At 72.3% G+C, this 17,719-nt stretch carries 24 protein-coding genes and 1 pseudogene; 15 read left to right on the top strand and 10 right to left on the bottom strand.

The window, feature by feature from the left end:
- Positions 1-663 carry an ion channel gene (locus ACFZDA_RS25765; protein WP_391085885.1) on the bottom strand — a complete coding sequence of 221 codons (663 nt, stop codon included), beginning with the start codon at positions 661-663 and terminating at the stop codon, positions 1-3.
- A gap of 218 nt (positions 664-881) precedes the next feature.
- Here ACFZDA_RS25765 and ACFZDA_RS25770 point away from each other — a divergent pair, with 218 nt between their 5' ends.
- From ACFZDA_RS25770 to ACFZDA_RS25790, 5 genes are all read left to right on the top strand, one after another.
- The gene (locus ACFZDA_RS25770) at positions 882-1,544 is read left to right on the top strand and encodes a DUF308 domain-containing protein (protein ID WP_391085887.1); all 663 of its coding nucleotides are present in this window, start codon (positions 882-884) and stop codon (positions 1,542-1,544) included.
- A 44-nt stretch (positions 1,545-1,588) separates the two neighbouring features.
- Positions 1,589-1,723, top strand: a complete 135-nt coding sequence (locus tag ACFZDA_RS25775; RefSeq protein WP_391085889.1) for a hypothetical protein — start codon at positions 1,589-1,591, stop codon at positions 1,721-1,723.
- Positions 1,724-1,726: 3 nt separating this feature from the next.
- Positions 1,727-2,581 carry a YhjD/YihY/BrkB family envelope integrity protein gene (locus ACFZDA_RS25780; RefSeq protein WP_391085891.1) on the top strand — a complete coding sequence of 285 codons (855 nt, stop codon included), beginning with the start codon at positions 1,727-1,729 and terminating at the stop codon, positions 2,579-2,581.
- A gap of 80 nt (positions 2,582-2,661) precedes the next feature.
- Entirely contained in the window at positions 2,662-3,129 is a 468-nt protein-coding gene (locus ACFZDA_RS25785) for an SHOCT domain-containing protein (protein WP_391085893.1), read from the top strand.
- Positions 3,130-3,160: 31 nt separating this feature from the next.
- The gene (locus ACFZDA_RS25790; RefSeq protein WP_391085895.1) at positions 3,161-3,649 is read left to right on the top strand and encodes a hypothetical protein; all 489 of its coding nucleotides are present in this window, start codon (positions 3,161-3,163) and stop codon (positions 3,647-3,649) included.
- A gap of 32 nt (positions 3,650-3,681) precedes the next feature.
- Here the strand turns inward: ACFZDA_RS25790 and ACFZDA_RS25795 are convergent, their stop codons facing one another.
- The gene (locus ACFZDA_RS25795) at positions 3,682-5,004 is read right to left on the bottom strand and encodes a hypothetical protein (protein WP_391085897.1); all 1,323 of its coding nucleotides are present in this window, start codon (positions 5,002-5,004) and stop codon (positions 3,682-3,684) included.
- 178 nt (positions 5,005-5,182) lie between these two features.
- Between ACFZDA_RS25795 and ACFZDA_RS25800 the strand changes: the two genes are divergently transcribed.
- On the top strand, positions 5,183-5,605 hold the full coding sequence (locus tag ACFZDA_RS25800) for a DUF6325 family protein (RefSeq protein WP_391086494.1): 423 nt from the start codon (positions 5,183-5,185) through the stop codon (positions 5,603-5,605).
- A gap of 29 nt (positions 5,606-5,634) precedes the next feature.
- On the top strand, positions 5,635-5,919 hold the full coding sequence (locus ACFZDA_RS25805) for an SHOCT domain-containing protein (protein ID WP_391085899.1): 285 nt from the start codon (positions 5,635-5,637) through the stop codon (positions 5,917-5,919).
- Positions 5,920-5,969: 50 nt separating this feature from the next.
- Here the strand turns inward: ACFZDA_RS25805 and ACFZDA_RS25810 are convergent.
- The 4 genes and pseudogenes from ACFZDA_RS25810 to ACFZDA_RS25825 all read right to left on the bottom strand — a co-directional run.
- Positions 5,970-6,572, bottom strand: a pseudogene (locus ACFZDA_RS25810) (M56 family metallopeptidase); the annotation flags it as partial.
- A 17-nt stretch (positions 6,573-6,589) separates the two neighbouring features.
- Positions 6,590-6,979 (bottom strand): BlaI/MecI/CopY family transcriptional regulator, encoded by a 390-nt coding sequence (locus ACFZDA_RS25815; protein WP_391085901.1) that lies wholly within the window; start codon positions 6,977-6,979, stop codon positions 6,590-6,592.
- Positions 6,980-7,075: 96 nt separating this feature from the next.
- The gene (locus tag ACFZDA_RS25820) at positions 7,076-8,371 is read right to left on the bottom strand and encodes a DUF5933 domain-containing protein (protein WP_391086496.1); all 1,296 of its coding nucleotides are present in this window, start codon (positions 8,369-8,371) and stop codon (positions 7,076-7,078) included.
- Between the two features lie 87 nt (positions 8,372-8,458).
- Complete coding sequence (locus tag ACFZDA_RS25825; protein WP_391085903.1) at positions 8,459-8,818, bottom strand: metalloregulator ArsR/SmtB family transcription factor; 360 nt, start codon at positions 8,816-8,818, stop codon at positions 8,459-8,461.
- A 135-nt stretch (positions 8,819-8,953) separates the two neighbouring features.
- Between ACFZDA_RS25825 and ACFZDA_RS25830 the strand changes: the two genes are divergently transcribed.
- Positions 8,954-10,294 carry an MFS transporter gene (locus ACFZDA_RS25830; RefSeq protein ID WP_391085905.1) on the top strand — a complete coding sequence of 447 codons (1,341 nt, stop codon included), beginning with the start codon at positions 8,954-8,956 and terminating at the stop codon, positions 10,292-10,294.
- A 117-nt stretch (positions 10,295-10,411) separates the two neighbouring features.
- Here ACFZDA_RS25830 and ACFZDA_RS25835 read toward each other — a convergent pair whose 3' ends face one another.
- Complete coding sequence (locus tag ACFZDA_RS25835; RefSeq protein WP_391085907.1) at positions 10,412-10,786, bottom strand: hypothetical protein; 375 nt, start codon at positions 10,784-10,786, stop codon at positions 10,412-10,414.
- A gap of 93 nt (positions 10,787-10,879) precedes the next feature.
- Here ACFZDA_RS25835 and ACFZDA_RS25840 point away from each other — a divergent pair, with 93 nt between their 5' ends.
- The 6 genes from ACFZDA_RS25840 (at position 10,880) to ACFZDA_RS25865 (ending at position 15,331) form a co-directional block, all read left to right on the top strand.
- Positions 10,880-11,347 carry a DUF5990 family protein gene (locus ACFZDA_RS25840; RefSeq protein ID WP_391085909.1) on the top strand — a complete coding sequence of 156 codons (468 nt, stop codon included), beginning with the start codon at positions 10,880-10,882 and terminating at the stop codon, positions 11,345-11,347.
- A gap of 517 nt (positions 11,348-11,864) precedes the next feature.
- On the top strand, positions 11,865-12,068 hold the full coding sequence (locus ACFZDA_RS25845) for a cold-shock protein (protein WP_020119326.1): 204 nt from the start codon (positions 11,865-11,867) through the stop codon (positions 12,066-12,068).
- Between the two features lie 192 nt (positions 12,069-12,260).
- On the top strand, positions 12,261-13,748 hold the full coding sequence (locus ACFZDA_RS25850) for a DEAD/DEAH box helicase (RefSeq protein ID WP_391085912.1): 1,488 nt from the start codon (positions 12,261-12,263) through the stop codon (positions 13,746-13,748).
- 65 nt (positions 13,749-13,813) lie between these two features.
- A complete protein-coding gene (locus ACFZDA_RS25855) occupies positions 13,814-14,161 on the top strand; it encodes a CBS domain-containing protein (protein WP_391085914.1) in 348 nt (115 codons plus the stop codon).
- A gap of 45 nt (positions 14,162-14,206) precedes the next feature.
- Positions 14,207-14,518, top strand: a complete 312-nt coding sequence (locus tag ACFZDA_RS25860; RefSeq protein ID WP_391085916.1) for an SCO5918 family protein — start codon at positions 14,207-14,209, stop codon at positions 14,516-14,518.
- 459 nt (positions 14,519-14,977) lie between these two features.
- On the top strand, positions 14,978-15,331 hold the full coding sequence (locus ACFZDA_RS25865) for a MerR family transcriptional regulator (protein ID WP_356922316.1): 354 nt from the start codon (positions 14,978-14,980) through the stop codon (positions 15,329-15,331).
- Between the two features lie 101 nt (positions 15,332-15,432).
- On the opposite strand, the gene ACFZDA_RS25870 is transcribed toward ACFZDA_RS25865, so the two are convergent.
- From ACFZDA_RS25870 to ACFZDA_RS25880, 3 genes are all read right to left on the bottom strand, one after another.
- Positions 15,433-15,639, bottom strand: coding sequence for a hypothetical protein (locus ACFZDA_RS25870; protein ID WP_391085918.1), 207 nt, complete (start codon positions 15,637-15,639; stop codon positions 15,433-15,435).
- Between the two features lie 304 nt (positions 15,640-15,943).
- Complete coding sequence (locus tag ACFZDA_RS25875; protein WP_391085920.1) at positions 15,944-16,420, bottom strand: DUF5994 family protein; 477 nt, start codon at positions 16,418-16,420, stop codon at positions 15,944-15,946.
- 149 nt (positions 16,421-16,569) lie between these two features.
- Positions 16,570-16,968 carry a DUF5994 family protein gene (locus ACFZDA_RS25880; protein WP_391085922.1) on the bottom strand — a complete coding sequence of 133 codons (399 nt, stop codon included), beginning with the start codon at positions 16,966-16,968 and terminating at the stop codon, positions 16,570-16,572.
- 362 nt (positions 16,969-17,330) lie between these two features.
- Between ACFZDA_RS25880 and ACFZDA_RS25885 the strand changes: the two genes are divergently transcribed.
- Complete coding sequence (locus ACFZDA_RS25885) at positions 17,331-17,687, top strand: PRC-barrel domain-containing protein (RefSeq protein WP_391085924.1); 357 nt, start codon at positions 17,331-17,333, stop codon at positions 17,685-17,687.
- Positions 17,688-17,719 lie beyond the last annotated feature (32 nt).

Below are 17,719 nucleotides of genomic sequence, written 5' to 3' on the forward strand. Positions count from 1 at the left end.
TCATGGTCCGGCATCCCGGTCCGGCGCCCCGTCACCGGTGCCGGAAGGCGGCTCCTCACCCGTGCCGGAAGACGGCTCGGCCGACGGCCCGTGGCGCCGGCGACGCAGCCCCGCCTGGACCGCGCCCGTGAGCACCCGTGCGGCGACGCCCACGAGCAGGAGGCCCCCCGCCATCTGCGCCATCGTCATCACGCGCCCGGTCTGGGAGCGTGCCGTGATGTCCCCGTAGCCGACGGTGCTGAACGTGGTCAGCGTGAAGTACAGGGCATCCGTCCTGGTCAGCGGCTCGCTGAAGGAGCCCGTGGCGGAGTGGTCCAGCAGGTAGTAGCCGCTGGCGAAGAGCACCAGGAACATCGCCACCGTGACGGTCAGGGCTTCGACGGCCCGCAGCCGGGGGTGGGGCGAGCGCAGGATGGCCCGCACCTCCCACCCGAACACCAGCAGCACCGCCGCCAGTCCGCACACGAGGATCACCGACGCGCCGGCCGCATCGCGCTCGTCCAGCGGCAGCAGGTAGTAGGCGGTGACGAGGCCGGCGGCGATGAGGGCGGACCGGGCGACGGCGACGACCGCCGCCCACCGGGTGCGCAGCGGCCGGTGCCGCCGGTGCCCGTCCGGACCGGGCCGGGTGTGGTCGGCCCGGGCCGTGCTCGGATCGCTCATCTCGTGTCTCTCCGTTCCGTCCGGCCGGAAAGCCGATGGGACAGACGCCGGGGGATTCCCACCTCACCGCCGCCGCGGCGCGGGCGGATCACCCGGGGTGGGTGAGCCCGGCACCCGGTGACAGGCCTGAGGCTGGAACGGTCAGGCACACCGCTGCCCCGGTACACCGCCCCGTCGGCGGTCCGGAAGCGACCCGCTCGATCACGCGAGGAGGAGCCATGACCACGTCGCGTGATCCGGCATCGCCCACCGGACCGGAACCTCCTGCCGACGGGGCGGCCCCCCGCCCGGTGAGTGATCCCGCGGACGTGCTCGCGCACCTGGGCCGCTCCTGGACCTGGATGCTGGGCACAGCCGTCGCGACGGTGGTGCCGGGCGTCCTCGTGCTGGTCTGGCCGGAGGGGACCCTGCACGTCCTGGCCGTCCTCATCGGGCTGTACCTGCTGCTGACCGGGGCGTTCCGGTTCGTGGCCGTCTTCGGCCGGGAGGAGCACGGTGAACGGCTCCCGGGGCTGCTCCTGGCCGTGCTGTACGTCCTGGCCGGGGTCCTGTGCCTGCGGAACCCGCTCCAGACCATCGCCGCCCTCTCGCTGATCGTCGGCGTCGTCTGGCTCGTGTCCGGCATCCTCACCCTCTACACGGCCATCGCCGCCAAGGACCTGCCGCACCGCGGAGTTGTCCTGGGCGCCGCGGTGCTCGCCATCGTCGCGGGAATCGTGGTGCTCGCCCAGCCGGCCGAGTCGGCCCGCGCTCTGACCCGGCTGCTCGGCCTGTGGCTCGTCCTGCTCGGCCTCGCCGAGGCGGCGGTCGCCCTCGCATGGCGGGCCGCGCTCCACAAGACGCACACCACCGGGCCCCGCGCCCCCGCCGGGACGGACTGACACCGCACACAGCCGGGGCGGAGCCCCCACGGAATGGAGCACCCATGAACCCGGCCGACGTCCCGCTGGTCGTGGTCCGACGGTTCCCGCGCGACGGCACGCGCCGCCTGCCCGGCGTCGTCCTCGCGGCCGCCGCGGGCCCGATGGCCGGGCGTGAGGACCGGGCGACGGCCCCGTGAGCCATGGCCAGGAAACCCGGCCCCGCCCGCGCGTCCCAGCGACGCACGGTGGTGGCGCGGGCCCTTTCGGGCCTGCGGTCCGGTCCGGTGGCCCGGCTGCTTCCCCGCCTGTCGGCGGTCAACGTCGTGGAGGGCTCCGTGAGGCTGGGCGCGCAGGCCTTCCTCACCGCGCTCCCGCTGCTGATGACCGTCGCGGCGTTCGCGCCGGAAGGGGTGAAGGACCTGCTGGCCGACTCCGTCCGTGCGGTTCTGGGAGTGCGGGGCGACACGCTCGACGAGGTACGCCGCACCTTCTCCGCCACCGGCACACCACGGGACGCCGCCGGAGCCGTGGGCGTGGTGGTGACCCTCGTGTCCGCCACGGCGTTCAGCCGCGCGCTCCAGGCGGTCTGCGAACGGTGCTGGCACCTGCCCCGGGCACCGGTGCGGGCCGCGGTCTGGCGCTGGCTGCTCTGGCTGCTGGTCTGGCTGGCGGTCCTCCTGGTCCAGGCGCCGCTGCGCAGCGGACTGGGAGCCGGCACGGTGACCGGATGGGTGCTGTCACTCCTGTCCTCGACGCTGCTGTGGTGGTGGACCCAGCATCTGCTGCTGGGCGGCAGGATCGGCTGGCGGAACCTGTTCCCGGGAGCGCTGCTGGCGGGCACGGGCACCGTCGTACTGAGCTGGGCCGCCGGTCTCTTCGTGCCCACGGCCATGGAGCGCAGCCTGGAGGAGTTCGGACCGCTGGGGCCCGTCTTCACGTTCCTGTCCTGGCTGATCGCCGTGTTCCTGGTGGCGGTCTCGGGCCTCGCCCTCGGTGAGTACGTCGCCTCCTCCCGCTGGTACCGGACCACGGGCACGCTCACCCGCGCCGGGTGAAGCCACCCGGTCCCGGCCGTGGCCACGCTGGGGACAGCACGCGACGACAGCCGGGCGAGCGCCCGGGACGGAGGACAGACATGAGCGCGCAGACGTACCTCGCGTACGACTATCCCCTGCTGAGCGTCTTCTGGAGCATTCTCTTGTTCTTCCTGTGGATCATGTGGTTCGTCCTGCTCTTCCGCGTCGTCGTCGACATCTTCCGCGACGACGACCTGACCGGCTGGGCGAAGGCAGGCTGGCTGGCGTTCACCATCCTGCTGCCCTTCCTGGGCGTCTTCGTCTACGTGGTCGCCCGGGGCAAGAACATGGGCCGCCGGGAAATGTCACAGGCCCGGGCACAGCAGGAAGCCTTCGACGCCCGCATCAGGGAGGCCGCGGGCACCAAGGGCGGGCCCAGCAGCATCGACGAACTGGCCAAGCTGTCGGAGATCCGCGCCCGCGGCGACATCACGGACGAGGAGTTCCGCAGGGCCAAGGAACTGGTCCTGACCGGTCACGGCCCGGCGGAGCACACCGGCTCCACTCCCCGCACCCCCGGTCGCTGAGCATCCGGACCACACGAATCGAGGCGCACGTATGACCGCGACATACAACCGGCCGGCCCACACGGCGCGACAGGAATGGGCAACCGGTCTGACCGCTTTCGCGGCCGTGATGCTCTTCCTCGTCGGCCTGCTCGACATCTTCCGGGGCATCATGGGCATCGCCGAGGACGACATCTTCGTCACGACGCGCAACTACGCGTTCGAGTTCGACCTGACCGGCTGGGGCTGGGTCCACCTCGCACTGGGCGCGCTCGCCGTGATCGTCAGCATCGGGCTGCTGCGGACCGCGATGTGGGCGCGCGTCACCGGCGTGGCCATCGCCGGACTCGTCATCATCGCCAACTTCCTCTCCCTGCCGTACTACCCGGTGTGGTCGGTCGTGATGATCGCGATCTCGGGCTTCGTCATCTGGGCCGTGTGCGCGGTCCAGCAGGGCAGCCTGTTCGACCTGTCCGAGGAGCGTCCGATGTCCGACGAGCGCCCGCCGCGCGGGACCTCGTATCCGCACGGGCCCACGTGAGCGCACAGCGGTCAGCGTCCCGGCGCCGCTCGTCACCGGGATGCGGTGGCCTCCGGGCCGGGCCCGGTGTCCAGGAACTCGCGGATCGCGAAGCCCGCCAGCACGATCACCGTGGTCCACACCACGACCATCAGGGTCGGGTAGCTCCAGGTGAACAGGACGACCGCGGCGACCACCAGGATCGCGGCCCCGATCCCGCGCTTGAAGCGATGGACGAACCGCCCCACCGCCCCCAGCCGAAGCCCTCCGGAGACCGCCGCGTCGCGCAGGGCGCCGATGCTCCGGCGGCAGCCGCCGCGGACGAGGACGGCGATCCGGGACGGGCCGCTGAGGAAAGCGCCGACGGCGGTGACGAGGGCGACGGCACCGAGTGCCCGTACGCCGGCGCGCAGGAACCTGACCAGCGCGTCGTACACCGCTCCGGCGGCGGCCGGGGACGCGCCGCGGGGCAGATGGTCGAGGTAGACGTCGCGGAAGACGGTGAGGGTGATCCCGAGGACCAGCATGGCCACGAACACCGCCAGCCCGGCCCCGATCAGCGCGTGCCGGCGGTTGAACGCGGTGAACACCCCCGCCGCGGCGACCAGCAGGGCGATGACGGGCAGCCAGCCGCCCATGATCTCCAGGACCCTCACATAGGTCTTGATCTTGCCGAGGTCCTTCGACTGGACCACCACGAAGTCGGTGTGGACATCCGGGATCATGGCGGCCGGTCCGAGGCCGGCGCCGACCAGCCGCTCCTTGACGTCGGCCACGATCGGTGCCACGTCGATGGCCACCTGGTCGTTCTTCAGCTTGACCGCGCCGTCGGCTTCGCCCGTCAGGGCCTCGTCGACGGCCGAGTGCACCCTGCGGTTGCCCTCCACCCAGACCGTCTCGAAGGCACTGCTGGTGACCACCCGCTCCACGGTGCCGCTGACCAGCTGCTCCAGACCGCTCGTGATCGGCGCTTTCAGGTTGCCGACCAGCTGGGCCGCCCTCGGCGGCACGCCCTTCTCCGACACGGCGTCCTGCAGCTGTCCGACCAGCGCGTCCACGTCGATCTGCGCCAGCACCACGCCGGTGACCCGGTTGGTGACCGCCTTCTGCACATCCGGGTCGGAGGCCAGCGGCCCCACCGTGGCGACGTAGCGGTCCGTGTCCCGCACGATGCTGTTCGCCCAGACCGCGACGACGGACAGCAGCGACAGCAGGGCGGCGAAGAGGATCAGCAGGACGGAGCCCGTGGCCCGGAAGGGGTGGTGCCGCGCGGCCCGCGGGGGCGCGCCACTCTCCAGCGCCCCCACGCGGCGGCGCAGTTCGTCCAGTTCGCCGCGCTCCCGGTCCGAGAGCGGTTCGCCGCCTGCGTCGGTCATGGACCCCAGCAGATCCGTGCGACGCCGAACGCGCGATCCATGAGCGTCCGACGGGTGAACCGCGCACGACGTGCGGGCACCCCCGCGCGGTGATGGAATGGCGCGGGGGAGCAGGCACGAACCCAGAGGTGACGCCGTGAGCGACACATTCGACGACGCCGGCACATCCGGCGAGATGATGGGACCGATCGACTATCTGGTCGTCGAGTTCCCCGGCAACCGCATGACCGGCGAGGGCCTGCCCCTCCTGGTCGACCTCGTGGACCGCGGCCTCATCCGGATCCTCGACCTGACGTTCATCCGCAAGGACGCCGACGGATCCGTGACCGGCCTGGAGATCGGCGACCTCACCGGCGACGGCGAACTCGACCTGGCCGTCTTCGAGGGAGCGTCCTCCGGTCTGCTGGGCCAGGACGACCTCGAGGAGGCGGCCGCCGCCCTGGAACCCGGCAACTCCGCCGGTGTCCTGATCTACGAGAACCTGTGGGCCGCGCCGCTCGCCGCCGCCCTGCGACGCGGCGGTGCCGAGCTGGTCGCCTCCGGGAGGATCCCGGCGCCCGCGGTGCTGGCCGCACTCGACGCGATCGAAACCACGCCCTGAGGAACGAGGGAGCGGGAAGGGAGACCGCCATGCCGGGACTCATCCGAGGAGTCGCCCGTACGGCCGTCGTGGCCGGAACGGCGACCGCCGTGTCGAACCGGGTGTCCCGCCGGCAGCAGGGGCGCTGGGCGGCCCAGCAGGAGTACCAGCCGCCCGTACCGCAGCCGCCGCCTCCTGCCGAGCGGTCCGCTCCGGCGTCCTCCGACATGACCAGCACGATCGAACAGCTGAAGCAGCTGGGCGAGCTCAAGGCCCAGGGCGTTCTCACGGAAGCGGAGTTCGAGGAGCAGAAGCGCAGGCTGCTCGGTCCCTGACCCGCCCCGGCTCTTCACAGGGGCGTGGCCGCGTGCAGGATGAGCACCGGGCCCACCGATGTGAACGCGGACGGCCGGCTGCGCACCGCCGGGGCGGGTCCGAGCAGGGCCGATCGCTCCGTCGTGTACGACACCGCCGTCAGCGGCGGACGCAGGAACGGGTTGGCACGGGCGGCCAGCCGGACGGCGAGCAGGAAGCGGTGGTGCCGGGCGGCGAGGTGGGCCCGTTCGTGGGCGAACAACGCCCGGCGCTCGGCGGGTTCGAGGCAGTCCAGCAGGGCCGTGGTCACCACGACGCGGTCGCGACGCCGGCCCGGCAGGGCGTACGCGTACGGAGATCATCGGGCAGTACGGCGACCTGCGTGTCCGGCAGCCCGCCCAGCGCCCGGTGCGCGCTCCGGCGTACCCGGCCATGCCGCCACAGCGTCCGCCCACAGGCGACGAGTACCGCGCACAGTGCGGGAATGGCCGCCTTGCCGACGACCTCGTCGTACGGCACCGCCGCCCGCACCTCGGGGCCTGACCAGCCGTCGGGCAGGGGGTTGCCGGGCGGTGCCGACCACCATGACCAGGCCCAGGCACACCGTGCTGCACGTCGCCATCACCGCCGCCAGTCCCGTCAGCAGCCGGGTCGCGGTAGCGGAAGAAAGACGAACACCCCCATGGGGCTTCAGCCTTCCCCTTCGTCCGGGGACCGGCCCAGCAGCCCGCGCAGCAGTCGTTCGTCGTCCGGGTCGAGGCCGGTGACGAAGCTGGCCAGCACGGCCTCGCGGTCCCTCTCGGAGTCCAGGACCTTGCGCATCTTCCGCGCGGCCAGGCCCGCCTGGTCCGAGGCGGGGGTCCAGACGAAGGACCGGCCCACCCGCTCACGGGTCACCGCCCCCTTGCCCAGCAGCCGGGTCAGGATGGTGATGACGGTCGTGTAGGCGAGGCCGCCGCCCATGCGCTCCTGCACCCAGCCCGCCGTCGCCGGGCCGTCCGCCTCCCGCAGGGCCGACAGCACCAGCGCCTCCAGCTCCCCCTGCCCCCGCCGCCGGGGACGCTGCCGGTGCTCCGCCACGCCCTGTCTCCCCTCCGCCGCCGTCCGTTTCGCGCGCGGCCATCGTATAGACGCCGACAAGCGGCCCCGGCGGAGGTGCGCCCGGTGCGACGCCGCTCAGACCGGTTCGGGTTGCGGTTCGGGCTGCCGCGCGGCCACGGCCGGCGGGTCCCACAGTCTGACGGTCCGTACGTAGCCGTAGACCACGGAGGCCAGCGCCAGCACGAGAAGTGACCCGGACACCTCCTGGTGCCGGGCCATGTCCATCGGAAGGTAGCGGTACGCCACCAGGAGCGCGGCGAAGACCGCGGTGCCGTGGACGACCAGCCCGATCGCCGGCCGGTCCCAGCCGCGGTCGAGCGCACGCAGCGCCGCCTCGATGGTGAGCGTGAACACCACGCCGGCGATGAGGTCCACGCCGTAGTGGTATCCGAATCCCAGCGTCGCGGCGAGCGTGGCGACGAGCCAGAACGTGCCCGCGTAGCGCAGCAGGCGCGGGCCCTGGCGGGTATGGATGAAGATCGCGGTGGCCCATGCCGTGTGCAGGCTGGGCATGCAGTTGCGCGGGGTGATCCCGTCGTAGGGCATCGGGTTGGGCGGGCTGATCGGCAGCGGCGTGTGCGGCCACAGATCGGCCGCAGCCCAGTGCAGGCCGCCGGTGCCGGAGGCGCCAGGGCCGTAGGCGAAGACCGGTCCGACCACCGGGAAGAGCATGTAGATGCCCGGCCCGAGAAGGCCGATCACCAGGAACGTGCGCACCAGATGGTGGCTGGGGAAGCGGCGCTCGGCCGCCACATGACGCAGTTGGTACAGCGCGACGACGATCGCGGCCACCGCGAGCTTCGCGTAGACCAGGTCGACAACATGGGTGGGGATCGGGCCGGCGGCCCGCAGAAGGCGGCCCGCCAGCCACGAGGGGTCGCCCAGCGCGTGATCGGCGGTCGCCACGTACTGGTCGAGCACCGTGGGGCGGGTCTTCGCCGTGATCAGGAGCCAGTTGTCGCCGGTCTTGCGGCCGGCCACCAGCAGCAGGCCCAGCCCGACGCCCTTCAGCAGCAGGACGCGTTCCTGGCCGGTGCGGCGTGTGAGGGCGATGACCGCGTAGCCCAGCATCACCACCACGGCGCCGTTGCCGAAGAACCGGCCGTCGGGCACGTCGATATCGGCCGCCGAGCGCACCAGCAGGAAGACGGCGTCCGTGGCGATCGCGGCAGCGACCGCGATGATGCGTTGCGGCCAGGCGAGCACCACCGACATCAACGCCAGACCGCCGTACAGCGGCCCCGGTTTCGGCGCGAAGACCGCCTCTTTCAGCTGGTCGGAGACCGGCCCCGGCGGGCCGTAGTGGCGTGCGGTGATCTCCAGTGCGACCACGAGTCCGAGAGCCGCCACACCCGCTGTGACCCAGAGCATCACTCGCCACTGATGCCAGGCACTCACCGCAGGTCTGCTCTTTATTCGCGAAAACACATGCCACGCCCTCGATGTGAGTTTTTCCGGTCAGTCGTGCGGTGCCTGACCGCTGACCCGGTGGTCGGCGTGGCTGAGCGCCTCCATCACGAGCCGCCGCAGATGCCCGTCGCGCAGGCTGTAGTAGATGTGCCGCCCTTCGCGCCGTGTCTCCACCAGACCCGCGAGCCGCAGCTTCGCCAGGTGCTGACTCACCCCTGTCCGGGACGCCCCGCACCGCTCGGCCAGGGAGCCGACGTCCGACTCCCCCTGGGCGATCAGCCAGAGCAGGTGCAGCCGCGTCACGTCGGAGAGCATCGCGAACACCTCGGTCGCCTCCGCGAGACGCGCGCTGTCCGGGGGGCGCAGATGCGCACCGGGTGCAGTTGGCAGGGACTCGCGAGCAGGCATGCCCACAGCGTAGAGGCCGGAATGAGGCGACGTCTGCAGTCCCCAGGCCAATCTGCCGTCAACATGTGCGCAGATGCGCACCTGTAGATACACTGAGGGGCAGCCGCGTCTCCGACCCGCCGGGGGATCGCCCGCATGCTGTCCGTCCTGCGCAACCGCACCTACCGACACCTCTTCACCGCCCAGGTGATCGCTCTGGTCGGCACCGGTCTGGCCACGGTCGCGCTCGGTCTGCTGGCGTACGACATCGCCGGCGCCGACGCGGGCTCGGTCCTCGGCACCGCACTGGCGATCAAGATGGTGGCCTATGTGGCGATCGCCCCGGCCATCGGCGCGGTCGCCGACCGGCTGCCCCGCCGGGCGCTGCTGGCCGGCGCGGACCTCGTCCGGGCCACGGTGGCGCTGACCCTGCCGTTCGTGGACCAGGTGTGGCAGGTGTACGTCCTGATCTTCCTGCTCCAGTCCGCGTCGGCCGCGTTCACTCCGACCTTCCAGGCGGTCATCCCGGATGTGCTGCCCGCCGAGCGCGACTACACGCGGGCGCTGTCGCTGTCCCGCCTCGCCTACGACACGGAGAGCCTGTTCAGCCCGGCACTCGCCGCCGCACTGCTGTCACTGATGACGTACAACTGGCTGTTCCTCGGCACGGTGGCGGGCTTCCTGGCCTCGGCGGCCCTGGTGGTGTCGTCCCTGCTGCCGAAGCGGGCCGCCCCCGAGCCGCTCGGCGGCGGCGTGTACGCCAAGGCCACCGCGGGCACGCGCCTCTTCCTCACCCGCCCGCACCTGCGCGCCCTGCTCGCTCTCGACCTCGCGGTCGCGGCGGCGGGTGCGGTGGTCACCGTCAACACCGTCGTCTACGTCCGCGACGAGCTGGATCGCGGCGCGGCCGACGTGTCGCTCGCGCTCGGCGCGTACGGCGGGGGATCCATGGTCGCCGCCCTGCTGCTGCCCCGGCTCCTGGACCGCGTCCGCGACCGCACGGTGATGCTGCGCGGCGCCCTGCTGCTCACCCTCGTCTTCGCCGCACTCGGCGCGCTCACCGCAGCCGGAGCCGGCCTCTGGCGCTGGCCCGCGCTGCTGCTGACCTGGGCGGCCTTCGGCGCCGCTTGCTCGATGGTGCTCACCCCGACCGGCCGGCTGATCCGCCGCGCGGCCCCGCCCGAGGCACGCACCGCCGCCTTCGCCGCGCAGTTCTCCCTCTCGCACAGCTGCTGGCTGCTGACCTATCCGCTGGCCGGCTGGCTCGGCGCCGTCGCCGGTCTGCAGTCGGCGGTGGTGGCACTGGGCCTGATCGCCCTCACGGCCGGGCTCCTGGCGGTACGGCTGTGGCCGGCCGGTCAGGAGCGGGGCCCTGTCGAGCACGAGCACAGCGACCTCCGCGCCGGCCATCCACACCCTGTGGACGCCGTACGCGTACGGAGCGGCCGGCGCCACAGCCATCACGCCCTGGGCGACGGGCTCCACGCCCGGCGGTGAGACCGTTCGGAGGGGGTGAGCGGTTCCCGGGCGATGGCGCGGGCGATGCCGCCCCGGGCGCTCACGCCCGGGGCGGCGGTACGCGACGGATCCTCCGGGACGGGTGTGTCAGGTGACTCAGCGGTCGATGTAGCTGAAGTCGCCCACGGTCCAGGCGCTGACGTCCTTGATCGCGACCCGGTACATGCCACCCGTCTCGGGGATGCCGAGGCTGCCCTGAAGGATCCGGGCGAGGTGGAAGTGCAGGTGCGTGGGCGCCTCGTCGCGGCCGGGCCGGTTCCCTCCCGGGCCGCGGGCGAAGACGTCGGCGAACGGGCCGAGCCGCTCCGAGTCCTTCAGGACGTCCGCCACTCGCTCCCGCCACAGGGCCTCGGGAGCGAGCCGGCCGGTGATGACGGCGCCGCCGACGACCACGGTCAGTGACATCTGATTGCTTCGCTCTGACTCAACCGCGGCGGAGATGGCGACGAGCAGCTCATCAGGGTTCGACATAAGTGCACATCTTATTCAGCTGCCTCTCCCGGAGCCCCCTGCGGGCATGAAGCCGGGGGGACCACGGCAGGGCGAGGGCGAGATGATGGCCCCATGCGCATCCGCATCGACGCCGTCGACCTGCCCGGCCTCACCCGCCCCGCCTCCGCCGACGGCAGGGTCCCCGCGTACGGCAACCTCCACGTCGCCGTGCAGCGCCGCGACCGCCCCGACGAACTCCTCGCACCACAGCCGGGCGACGCACCCTCCGCGACCTGGACCCTGGAGTGCGCCACCAGCACCTCGCCGACCGGCACCGAGGTCAAGGGCCCCTACGTGCAGCATCGTCTGGGCCGGCGGTTCGTCTACCTGTCGTGGGGCACGGTCGACGACTCGGGCACCTTCACGATGTTCCGCCGCGCCAAGCTCATGCTCGACGTCATCCCCGCCGACGTACTCGCCGCCGCCGCACGCGACGGACTGCTGGTCGGACGCCTCGGCCTGACCGACGCACAAGGCGGGCCCCGGTGCGGACGCGTCGAGCCCCCGCACATCACGTGGACCGCCGGAGGCGCCGGCTGAGGTCTGCCGGCTTCCGCTGCGGTGGCGCCAGCCTCCGCCGGACGCTGATCCGGGCGGATGCCGCGACGGCCGTCGCGGCCACGAACGGCCCGCCTCCGCGTGCATCCCGGGCCCGGGCCGCCCCGTCACCCGTATGCCGATGTGACCTTCCTCGCGATCGCGGGGTCACGGCGCCTGTGCCGTCCTCACCTCCGCCGAGGGCGACGGCCGCGGCGGACGGCCCATCGGGGGAGGTCATGGGGCTGCGGGCGGAGGCGGCGACAGGAACAGTGCAGCCCCGTGGAGCCAATATCTGTTTTTGTGGGATGAGAAATTGGTGCGGCCCCCGGCGAGTATTCCTCGACCGCCGGACGGGGCGGAATTAGTGCTCCGTACAGGGTCGGTCGCGCCATGCTACTGTCGATCTCAGTTGCAGGTGTGGTTGCCAGAAGGTTCATTTTCCTACGGGGTAATCAGCACGGCGACGCGGAATCCGCACAGGGCGAATTCCGAACATCGTCTCCGAAGGAGAATTAACATGGCTACTGGCACCGTGAAGTGGTTCAATTCCGAAAAGGGCTTCGGCTTCATCGAGCAGGACGGCGGCGGCGCCGACGTCTTCGCCCACTACTCGAACATCGCCGCCCAGGGCTTCCGTGAGCTGCTCGAAGGCCAGAAGGTGTCCTTCGACATCGCCCAGGGCCAGAAGGGCCCGACGGCCGAGAACATCGTTCCCGCCTGACATCGCGGCAGCAACGCATATTTCGCAGCTGGGGCCCGCACCTTGGGGTGCGGGCCCCAGCTCGCTGCTTTTCAGGGCGCGTGACACCGCGCCCGACATCTCAGGCTCGTTCTCGCGATTCTCTGCGCCGTTCGTCTTGCTGCGGAAATTCCTTGATACGTGCCTACCAGCTCACATCGAGGAAGGTTCCGCTTGAACCGCGCACGCACCACCCGCACGCCCCGCACCTATGACCGCTCCCGGGGCGCTGCCGCCAAGGGCTCGGGGGCGCCGCGGCGCTCCAAGGGCTACGACCGCCGGCCGGCCGCTCCCCAGGGGGAGTTCGCGCTGCCGGTGACGACCACGCCGGCGCTGCCCGCCGTCGAGGCGTTCGCCGACCTCGCCCTGCCGACGCCGCTGCTGGCCGCGCTCGGCCAGGAGGGCGTGACCGTCCCCTTCCCCATCCAGGGGGCGACCCTGCCGAACTCGCTCGCCGGGCGTGACGTCCTCGGCCGCGGCCGTACCGGGTCGGGCAAGACCCTCGCCTTCGGCCTCGCGCTGCTGGCCCGTACCGCCGGCCGGCGCGCGGCCCCCCGGCAGCCGCTCGCCCTGGTCCTCGTGCCCACCCGCGAGCTCGCCCAGCAGGTGACCGACGCGCTCACCCCGTACGCCCGCTCCGTGCGGCTGAAGCTGGCGACCGTGGTCGGCGGCATGTCGATCGGCAGGCAGGCGGGGGCGCTGCGGTCCGGGGCGGAGGTCGTCGTCGCGACGCCGGGACGGCTGAAGGACCTCATCGACCGCGGCGACTGCCGGCTGGACGACGTCACCATCACCGTCCTCGACGAGGCCGACCAGATGGCCGACATGGGCTTCATGCCCCAGGTCACGGCCCTGCTCGACCAGGTGCGCCCCGAGGGGCAGCGGATGCTGTTCTCGGCCACCCTGGACCGCAACGTCGACCTGCTCGTCCGCCGCTACCTGTCGGACCCCGTGGTCCACTCCGTCGACCCGTCGGCCGGTGCCGTCACCACGATGGAGCACCACGTGCTGCACGTGCACGAGGCGGACAAGCACCGCACGACGACCGAGATCGCGGCGCGGGACGGCCGGGTGATCATGTTCCTGGACACCAAGCGCGCCGTGGACCGGCTGACCGAGCACCTGCTGAACAACGGCGTCCGCGCCGCGGCGCTGCACGGCGGCAAGTCCCAGCCCCAGCGCACGCGGACCCTCGCCCAGTTCAAGACCGGCCATGTGACGGTGCTGGTGGCGACCAACGTCGCGGCCCGCGGCATCCACGTCGACAACCTCGACCTGGTCGTCAACGTGGACCCGCCCACCGACCACAAGGACTACCTGCACCGCGGCGGCCGTACGGCCCGCGCCGGCGAGTCGGGCAGCGTCGTCACCCTGGTGACACCCGGCCAGCGCCGCGGCATGACCCGGCTGATGGCCTCGGCCGCCATCACCCCCCAGGTCACGCCGGTGCGTTCGGGTGAAGCGGAGCTGAGCCGGATCACCGGCGCCCAGGCCCCCTCCGGTGTACCGGTCGTCATCACCGCGCCGGCCCCGGCCCGTCCCCGCCGTGGCGCGTCGTCCGGAGCCTCCTCGTCCCGGGGCCGCCGCCCCTCCCGGGGACGCTCCACCGGACAGTCCGGGCGGCGCACGCCGCAGCGGCCCGCCTACGACCCGGCGGCCTAGTGGCGTCGGCCGGCAGCCGGGCCCGCAACCGGGCCAGTAGCCCACCCATCTCCGAGGAGGCAGCTTTGACACCGGTTCAGACGCAGCGCCGGCAGGCGGATCCCTGCCCCGTGACCCTGATCGACGGCATCGACGGATCCGGCCCCCGGGTCCGGGACGACATGACCGTCGAGGTCGCCCTGTCCGTCATGGCCGGTGCCCGGGTGGACCGCCTCCTGCTGTGCGACGCGGACGACCAGTGCACGGGCTCGGTCACCCGGGCCGAACTCGCCGTGCACCGCGGCAGCGCCACGTACACGGACCGGACCCGGCTGCGGGACGTCCTCGGCGGACCGTTCGCCTCCCCCGTCCCCCGGATCGGCGCCCTCGGGGAGCACGACCGGACCCCGGGCGTCCTCGCCCTCTCCAGCTGATCCGACTCGCCGGTCAGCCCGTTCTCCTTCTCCCTGAGGAGCATCATGCGCTGTGTCATCGCCCGGTACCCGTTCGACCTGTCCAAGAACGGGGTGCTGGCGTCCATGAAGGGCATCACGCCCGAGCTCGTCACGGGTGAGTCCGTGACCATCGGCCGTCGCCGCTACCCCGTCAAGCAGGTGGGGCAGGTCGTCACCCGGCAGGACCCCCGCGACTTCACCGCCGCCGAGGTCGTCCGGGCCATGACCCGCCTCGGCTTCACCTGCCACGCCCACCCCGAGGCCGCGCCCGTGCGCGTCGCCACCCCGCTCCAGACCGCGTCGGCGCTGCTCGGCGCCGCACCCCTGGACGCCTGAGGACGGGCGGACCACCGCCCACCCCCGAACCCGATGAGGGCCCTGCCGACGCGCGTCGGCAGGGCCCTCATCGTCGTCTCGCCGCCCTGTGGGAGCCACCGGCAATGTGCGCCACCAGCGAACGAAAATCTACTCTTGTCAGAGTAGACATTGAGCTCCGGTGCGGTTAGCCTTTTTCTCGTTGACACGGATCACTGATCGAAGAAGGACGGAGGAGCAGACGCCATCAGGATCGCCCGGCCCGAGCAGTGCTCGGCCGGGTACCGCAAGACCCCGGATTGGAAGGTGGTCCCCGGTCACGCAGCCGCGATCCCCGCATCCCCCCTCCTGCAGGGCCGGTAGCGGAAACAGAAGGTCGGCGCCGCATTAGGGCCGACAGATGGTGTTCAATTTCCTTCGGGGCCCTGGTGCCGTACGGCACCAGGGCCCCTCGACGCGTGCGTTGCACTACGAGGTGACATGACAGCAGATACCCCGCTCAGCGATCGTCTGGACGACGACGACTACCCCGCGTACACGATGGGGCGGGCCGCCGAGATGCTCGGCACCACCCCGGCCTTCCTCCGGGCCATCGGTGAGGCCCGTCTGATCACTCCGCTGCGCTCGGAAGGCGGACACCGCCGGTACTCCCGCTACCAACTGCGCATCGCCGCGCGCGCCCGCGAGCTCGTCGACCGGGGCACCCCCATCGAGGCCGCCTGCCGCATCGTCATCCTCGAGGACCAGCTCGAGGAAGCCCAGCGCATCAACGCCGAGTACCGCCGCCGCGCCGGGCACGACACGCCCGAAGGATCCGTGGCCGAGTCCGGCTGACCGCACCCACTCCTCGATCACACCCCGCGCCCGCTGCTCCCGCGCGTACGCCTCCGGCGTGAGCGGGACGTACCTCGCATCGCTGCCGTACCTGCGCGCCGTCAGACGGGCCGTCGGGTGCGGCGCCGGGAGAACCGGCCCCGGGTCTTGTGCGCGGCCGCCGGTGCCGGTCCCGTGAGGGGCAGACCGGAGCGGCCGTAGTGGAAGGCGGCGATGCGGTCGCCGTGGTGGGAGTTCAGCTGGTGGATGAGGAACACGCCGATGACGATCATCCCCAGGATCGCGGCCACGGTCACGAATGTCTCCACGGTTCTCACCTTCCCGTCGGCTGCGGCGGCACCGCGACGGCGGTCACGGCCGGGATCCTCGGACACGCGCCGGGACGCGGGCCTCGTCGGCCGGGGCGCGGGCCTCGTGTCCGCTCCGCCCCACAGCGGGTCCAGTACGGCGATCAGGGAGGGGAGTTCCGCTCAGGCGGGGGGAAACGGTCGCGGTCATGACGCGAACCCTGCCCCGGGCCGATCACGACCGGCCCGGCATCTTCGATCGCCGAAAACGACACGAGCCTGGAAGCCGGTGCGCGAAATGCCCTCGGTGCCTCAACCGTACTCCTCAGTCCGCCCGCTCGGCGCCCGTGTCGATGAGGATCTGTTCGGCCTGCCGCAGGCTGCCGGCGCGGACGGCCTCGGTCATGGCGGCGCGCGCGGCGTCGGGCGACGCGTGCGGCGGCACCACGAGGAGGGAGAAGAGGTCCTGGCCGCCCCGGGTGACGAGGACGGTGCCGTCGCCGACCGGGGAGGAGTCGACGTGGACGACGCGGCCGTCGACGGTCATCCGCGTCGGCAGCGCTTCCCAGGCACCGGCGTCCAGGCCGACGCGGGTGATGGGCCCGAGGTGCTCGGTCAGTGCGGTGATCAGGGCGGGGAGCTCGGCGGCGATGTCACGTGAGCGCGGCCACCACGCCCCGTCGAGCACGCCCTGCCGGTCGTGTGTCGTCTCCAGCCGTACGACGGCCGTGCCGGGCCGCACGTCCTGGTGGACGGCGTCCGGCAGGAGCCTGGTCACACGCGGGAAGTCGGAGTCGGACATCGCTCTCGCCTGCCTGCCCTGCCGGGGGTCCTGCCGGGACTGCGGAAACCGAGCGGCTACCTCGTGCTTCCTCGTTTCACGGTACTCTCCGGCGGCCGGGAAGCCCGGAGTGGAGCGACAGACCGGACAGCCACCACCGGACGTGAGGGTCACCCGTGGTCGCTCGCGGCGGCCGCCATCAGCGGTTCCGCGGCCTCCTCGGTGGTGTCCGGCGGCACGACCAGCAGGTCCCAGCGGCCCCGGCCGGGGGCGAGCAGGACGACGGTGTGCGGGGCGGACGCCGCGAGGGCTCTGTGCAGGCCCACGACCTGGTTGAAGACGAGCATCCGGCCCGGTGCCGTGGACCACGTCGCCCCGTTGACGGTGACGCTGGTGATGTGACCCCACGCCCGCGGCAACCCGGCGAGCAGCGACGGGAGTTCCGCGAGCAGGTCGTAGGAGCGGGGCCACCACGCTCCGTCGATGGGCCGGGGCATGGTGCTGCGGGGCGCGAGACGCAGCCGGAGGACCGGGTGGGAGGGAAGCGGGGGCGGTGGCGCGGTGGTCATGAGGGCTCCTGCCGACTGTGCCGGGGGGCGGGGCGGGTGGTCGGTGTCGGACACCACGGGATGTCGGACGGGACGGGGTCGGACACGGCGGGGCCGGACACGGCGGGGCCGGACACGACGGGCCGCGCGGATGCGTGGCGGCGGGAGCGCCCGGGACGTGGCCGGGCTGGGCTGGCATGTGCGGCTCCTCGGCCTGTGTGCGGATGCGCGGCCGGGAGAGCGGGCTGCCCATGCGAGGACGGATGGCGTGCGCCGCCGGAACCCGTCAGAATTCCGGCATACGGAAAGTTCTCGTCCTCCCCACCGTACTCCGACCCGGGCGGGAGTAGGGTGAATTGGGCGAACCGGACAGGGGGTGCGGCATGATCCGTTCAGCTGACATCCGCGAATGGCGCGACCACGAGGTGCTCGACCCGAGACAGCACAAGATCGGCGTGCTCGAAGCGGTCTACGTGGACACCGCCACCGACGAACCGGCCATGGCCACCGTCCGGACCGGGCTGCCCAGCCGCCGGCGCCTGGTCTTCGTCCCCCTCGACGACGCCGTGCTCGGACCGGGCTACGTCAAGGTGCCCTACGCCAGGGGCCAGGTGCGCAAAGCCCCCTCGATCGGCACGGACGACGTCCTTCCGGCCGAGCGGGAGGAGGAGATCTTCCAGCACTACGGCATGACGTACCGGACGGGGGCGGGGGGCGAACGCCGGCTCGCCCGCCGGTGACGGCCCTCCAGTGGTACGGCCCCCAAGCCGGT

Source organism: Streptomyces sp. NPDC007991 (assembly GCF_042958445.1).
GTDB lineage: Bacteria > Actinomycetota > Actinomycetes > Streptomycetales > Streptomycetaceae > Streptomyces.

What these genes read in the sequence shown, in the direction of transcription:
- ACFZDA_RS25765 (WP_391085885.1), bottom strand. Translation starts at nt 663, where the DNA reads ATGAGCGATCCGAGCACGGCCCGGGCCGACCACACCCGGCCCGGTCCG.
- ACFZDA_RS25770 (WP_391085887.1), top strand. Translation starts at nt 882, where the DNA reads ATGACCACGTCGCGTGATCCGGCATCGCCCACCGGACCGGAACCTCCT.
- ACFZDA_RS25775 (WP_391085889.1), top strand. Translation starts at nt 1,589, where the DNA reads ATGAACCCGGCCGACGTCCCGCTGGTCGTGGTCCGACGGTTCCCGCGC.
- ACFZDA_RS25780 (WP_391085891.1), top strand. Translation starts at nt 1,727, where the DNA reads ATGGCCAGGAAACCCGGCCCCGCCCGCGCGTCCCAGCGACGCACGGTG.
- ACFZDA_RS25785 (WP_391085893.1), top strand. Translation starts at nt 2,662, where the DNA reads ATGAGCGCGCAGACGTACCTCGCGTACGACTATCCCCTGCTGAGCGTC.
- ACFZDA_RS25790 (WP_391085895.1), top strand. Translation starts at nt 3,161, where the DNA reads ATGACCGCGACATACAACCGGCCGGCCCACACGGCGCGACAGGAATGG.
- ACFZDA_RS25795 (WP_391085897.1), bottom strand. Translation starts at nt 5,004, where the DNA reads ATGACCGACGCAGGCGGCGAACCGCTCTCGGACCGGGAGCGCGGCGAA.
- ACFZDA_RS25800 (WP_391086494.1), top strand. Translation starts at nt 5,183, where the DNA reads ATGGGACCGATCGACTATCTGGTCGTCGAGTTCCCCGGCAACCGCATG.
- ACFZDA_RS25805 (WP_391085899.1), top strand. Translation starts at nt 5,635, where the DNA reads ATGCCGGGACTCATCCGAGGAGTCGCCCGTACGGCCGTCGTGGCCGGA.
- ACFZDA_RS25820 (WP_391086496.1), bottom strand. Translation starts at nt 8,371, where the DNA reads ATGCTCTGGGTCACAGCGGGTGTGGCGGCTCTCGGACTCGTGGTCGCA.
- ACFZDA_RS25825 (WP_391085903.1), bottom strand. Translation starts at nt 8,818, where the DNA reads ATGCCTGCTCGCGAGTCCCTGCCAACTGCACCCGGTGCGCATCTGCGC.
- ACFZDA_RS25830 (WP_391085905.1), top strand. Translation starts at nt 8,954, where the DNA reads ATGCTGTCCGTCCTGCGCAACCGCACCTACCGACACCTCTTCACCGCC.
- ACFZDA_RS25835 (WP_391085907.1), bottom strand. Translation starts at nt 10,786, where the DNA reads ATGTCGAACCCTGATGAGCTGCTCGTCGCCATCTCCGCCGCGGTTGAG.
- ACFZDA_RS25840 (WP_391085909.1), top strand. Translation starts at nt 10,880, where the DNA reads ATGCGCATCCGCATCGACGCCGTCGACCTGCCCGGCCTCACCCGCCCC.
- ACFZDA_RS25845 (WP_020119326.1), top strand. Translation starts at nt 11,865, where the DNA reads ATGGCTACTGGCACCGTGAAGTGGTTCAATTCCGAAAAGGGCTTCGGC.
- ACFZDA_RS25860 (WP_391085916.1), top strand. Translation starts at nt 14,207, where the DNA reads ATGCGCTGTGTCATCGCCCGGTACCCGTTCGACCTGTCCAAGAACGGG.
- ACFZDA_RS25865 (WP_356922316.1), top strand. Translation starts at nt 14,978, where the DNA reads ATGACAGCAGATACCCCGCTCAGCGATCGTCTGGACGACGACGACTAC.
- ACFZDA_RS25875 (WP_391085920.1), bottom strand. Translation starts at nt 16,420, where the DNA reads ATGTCCGACTCCGACTTCCCGCGTGTGACCAGGCTCCTGCCGGACGCC.
- ACFZDA_RS25880 (WP_391085922.1), bottom strand. Translation starts at nt 16,968, where the DNA reads ATGACCACCGCGCCACCGCCCCCGCTTCCCTCCCACCCGGTCCTCCGG.
- ACFZDA_RS25885 (WP_391085924.1), top strand. Translation starts at nt 17,331, where the DNA reads ATGATCCGTTCAGCTGACATCCGCGAATGGCGCGACCACGAGGTGCTC.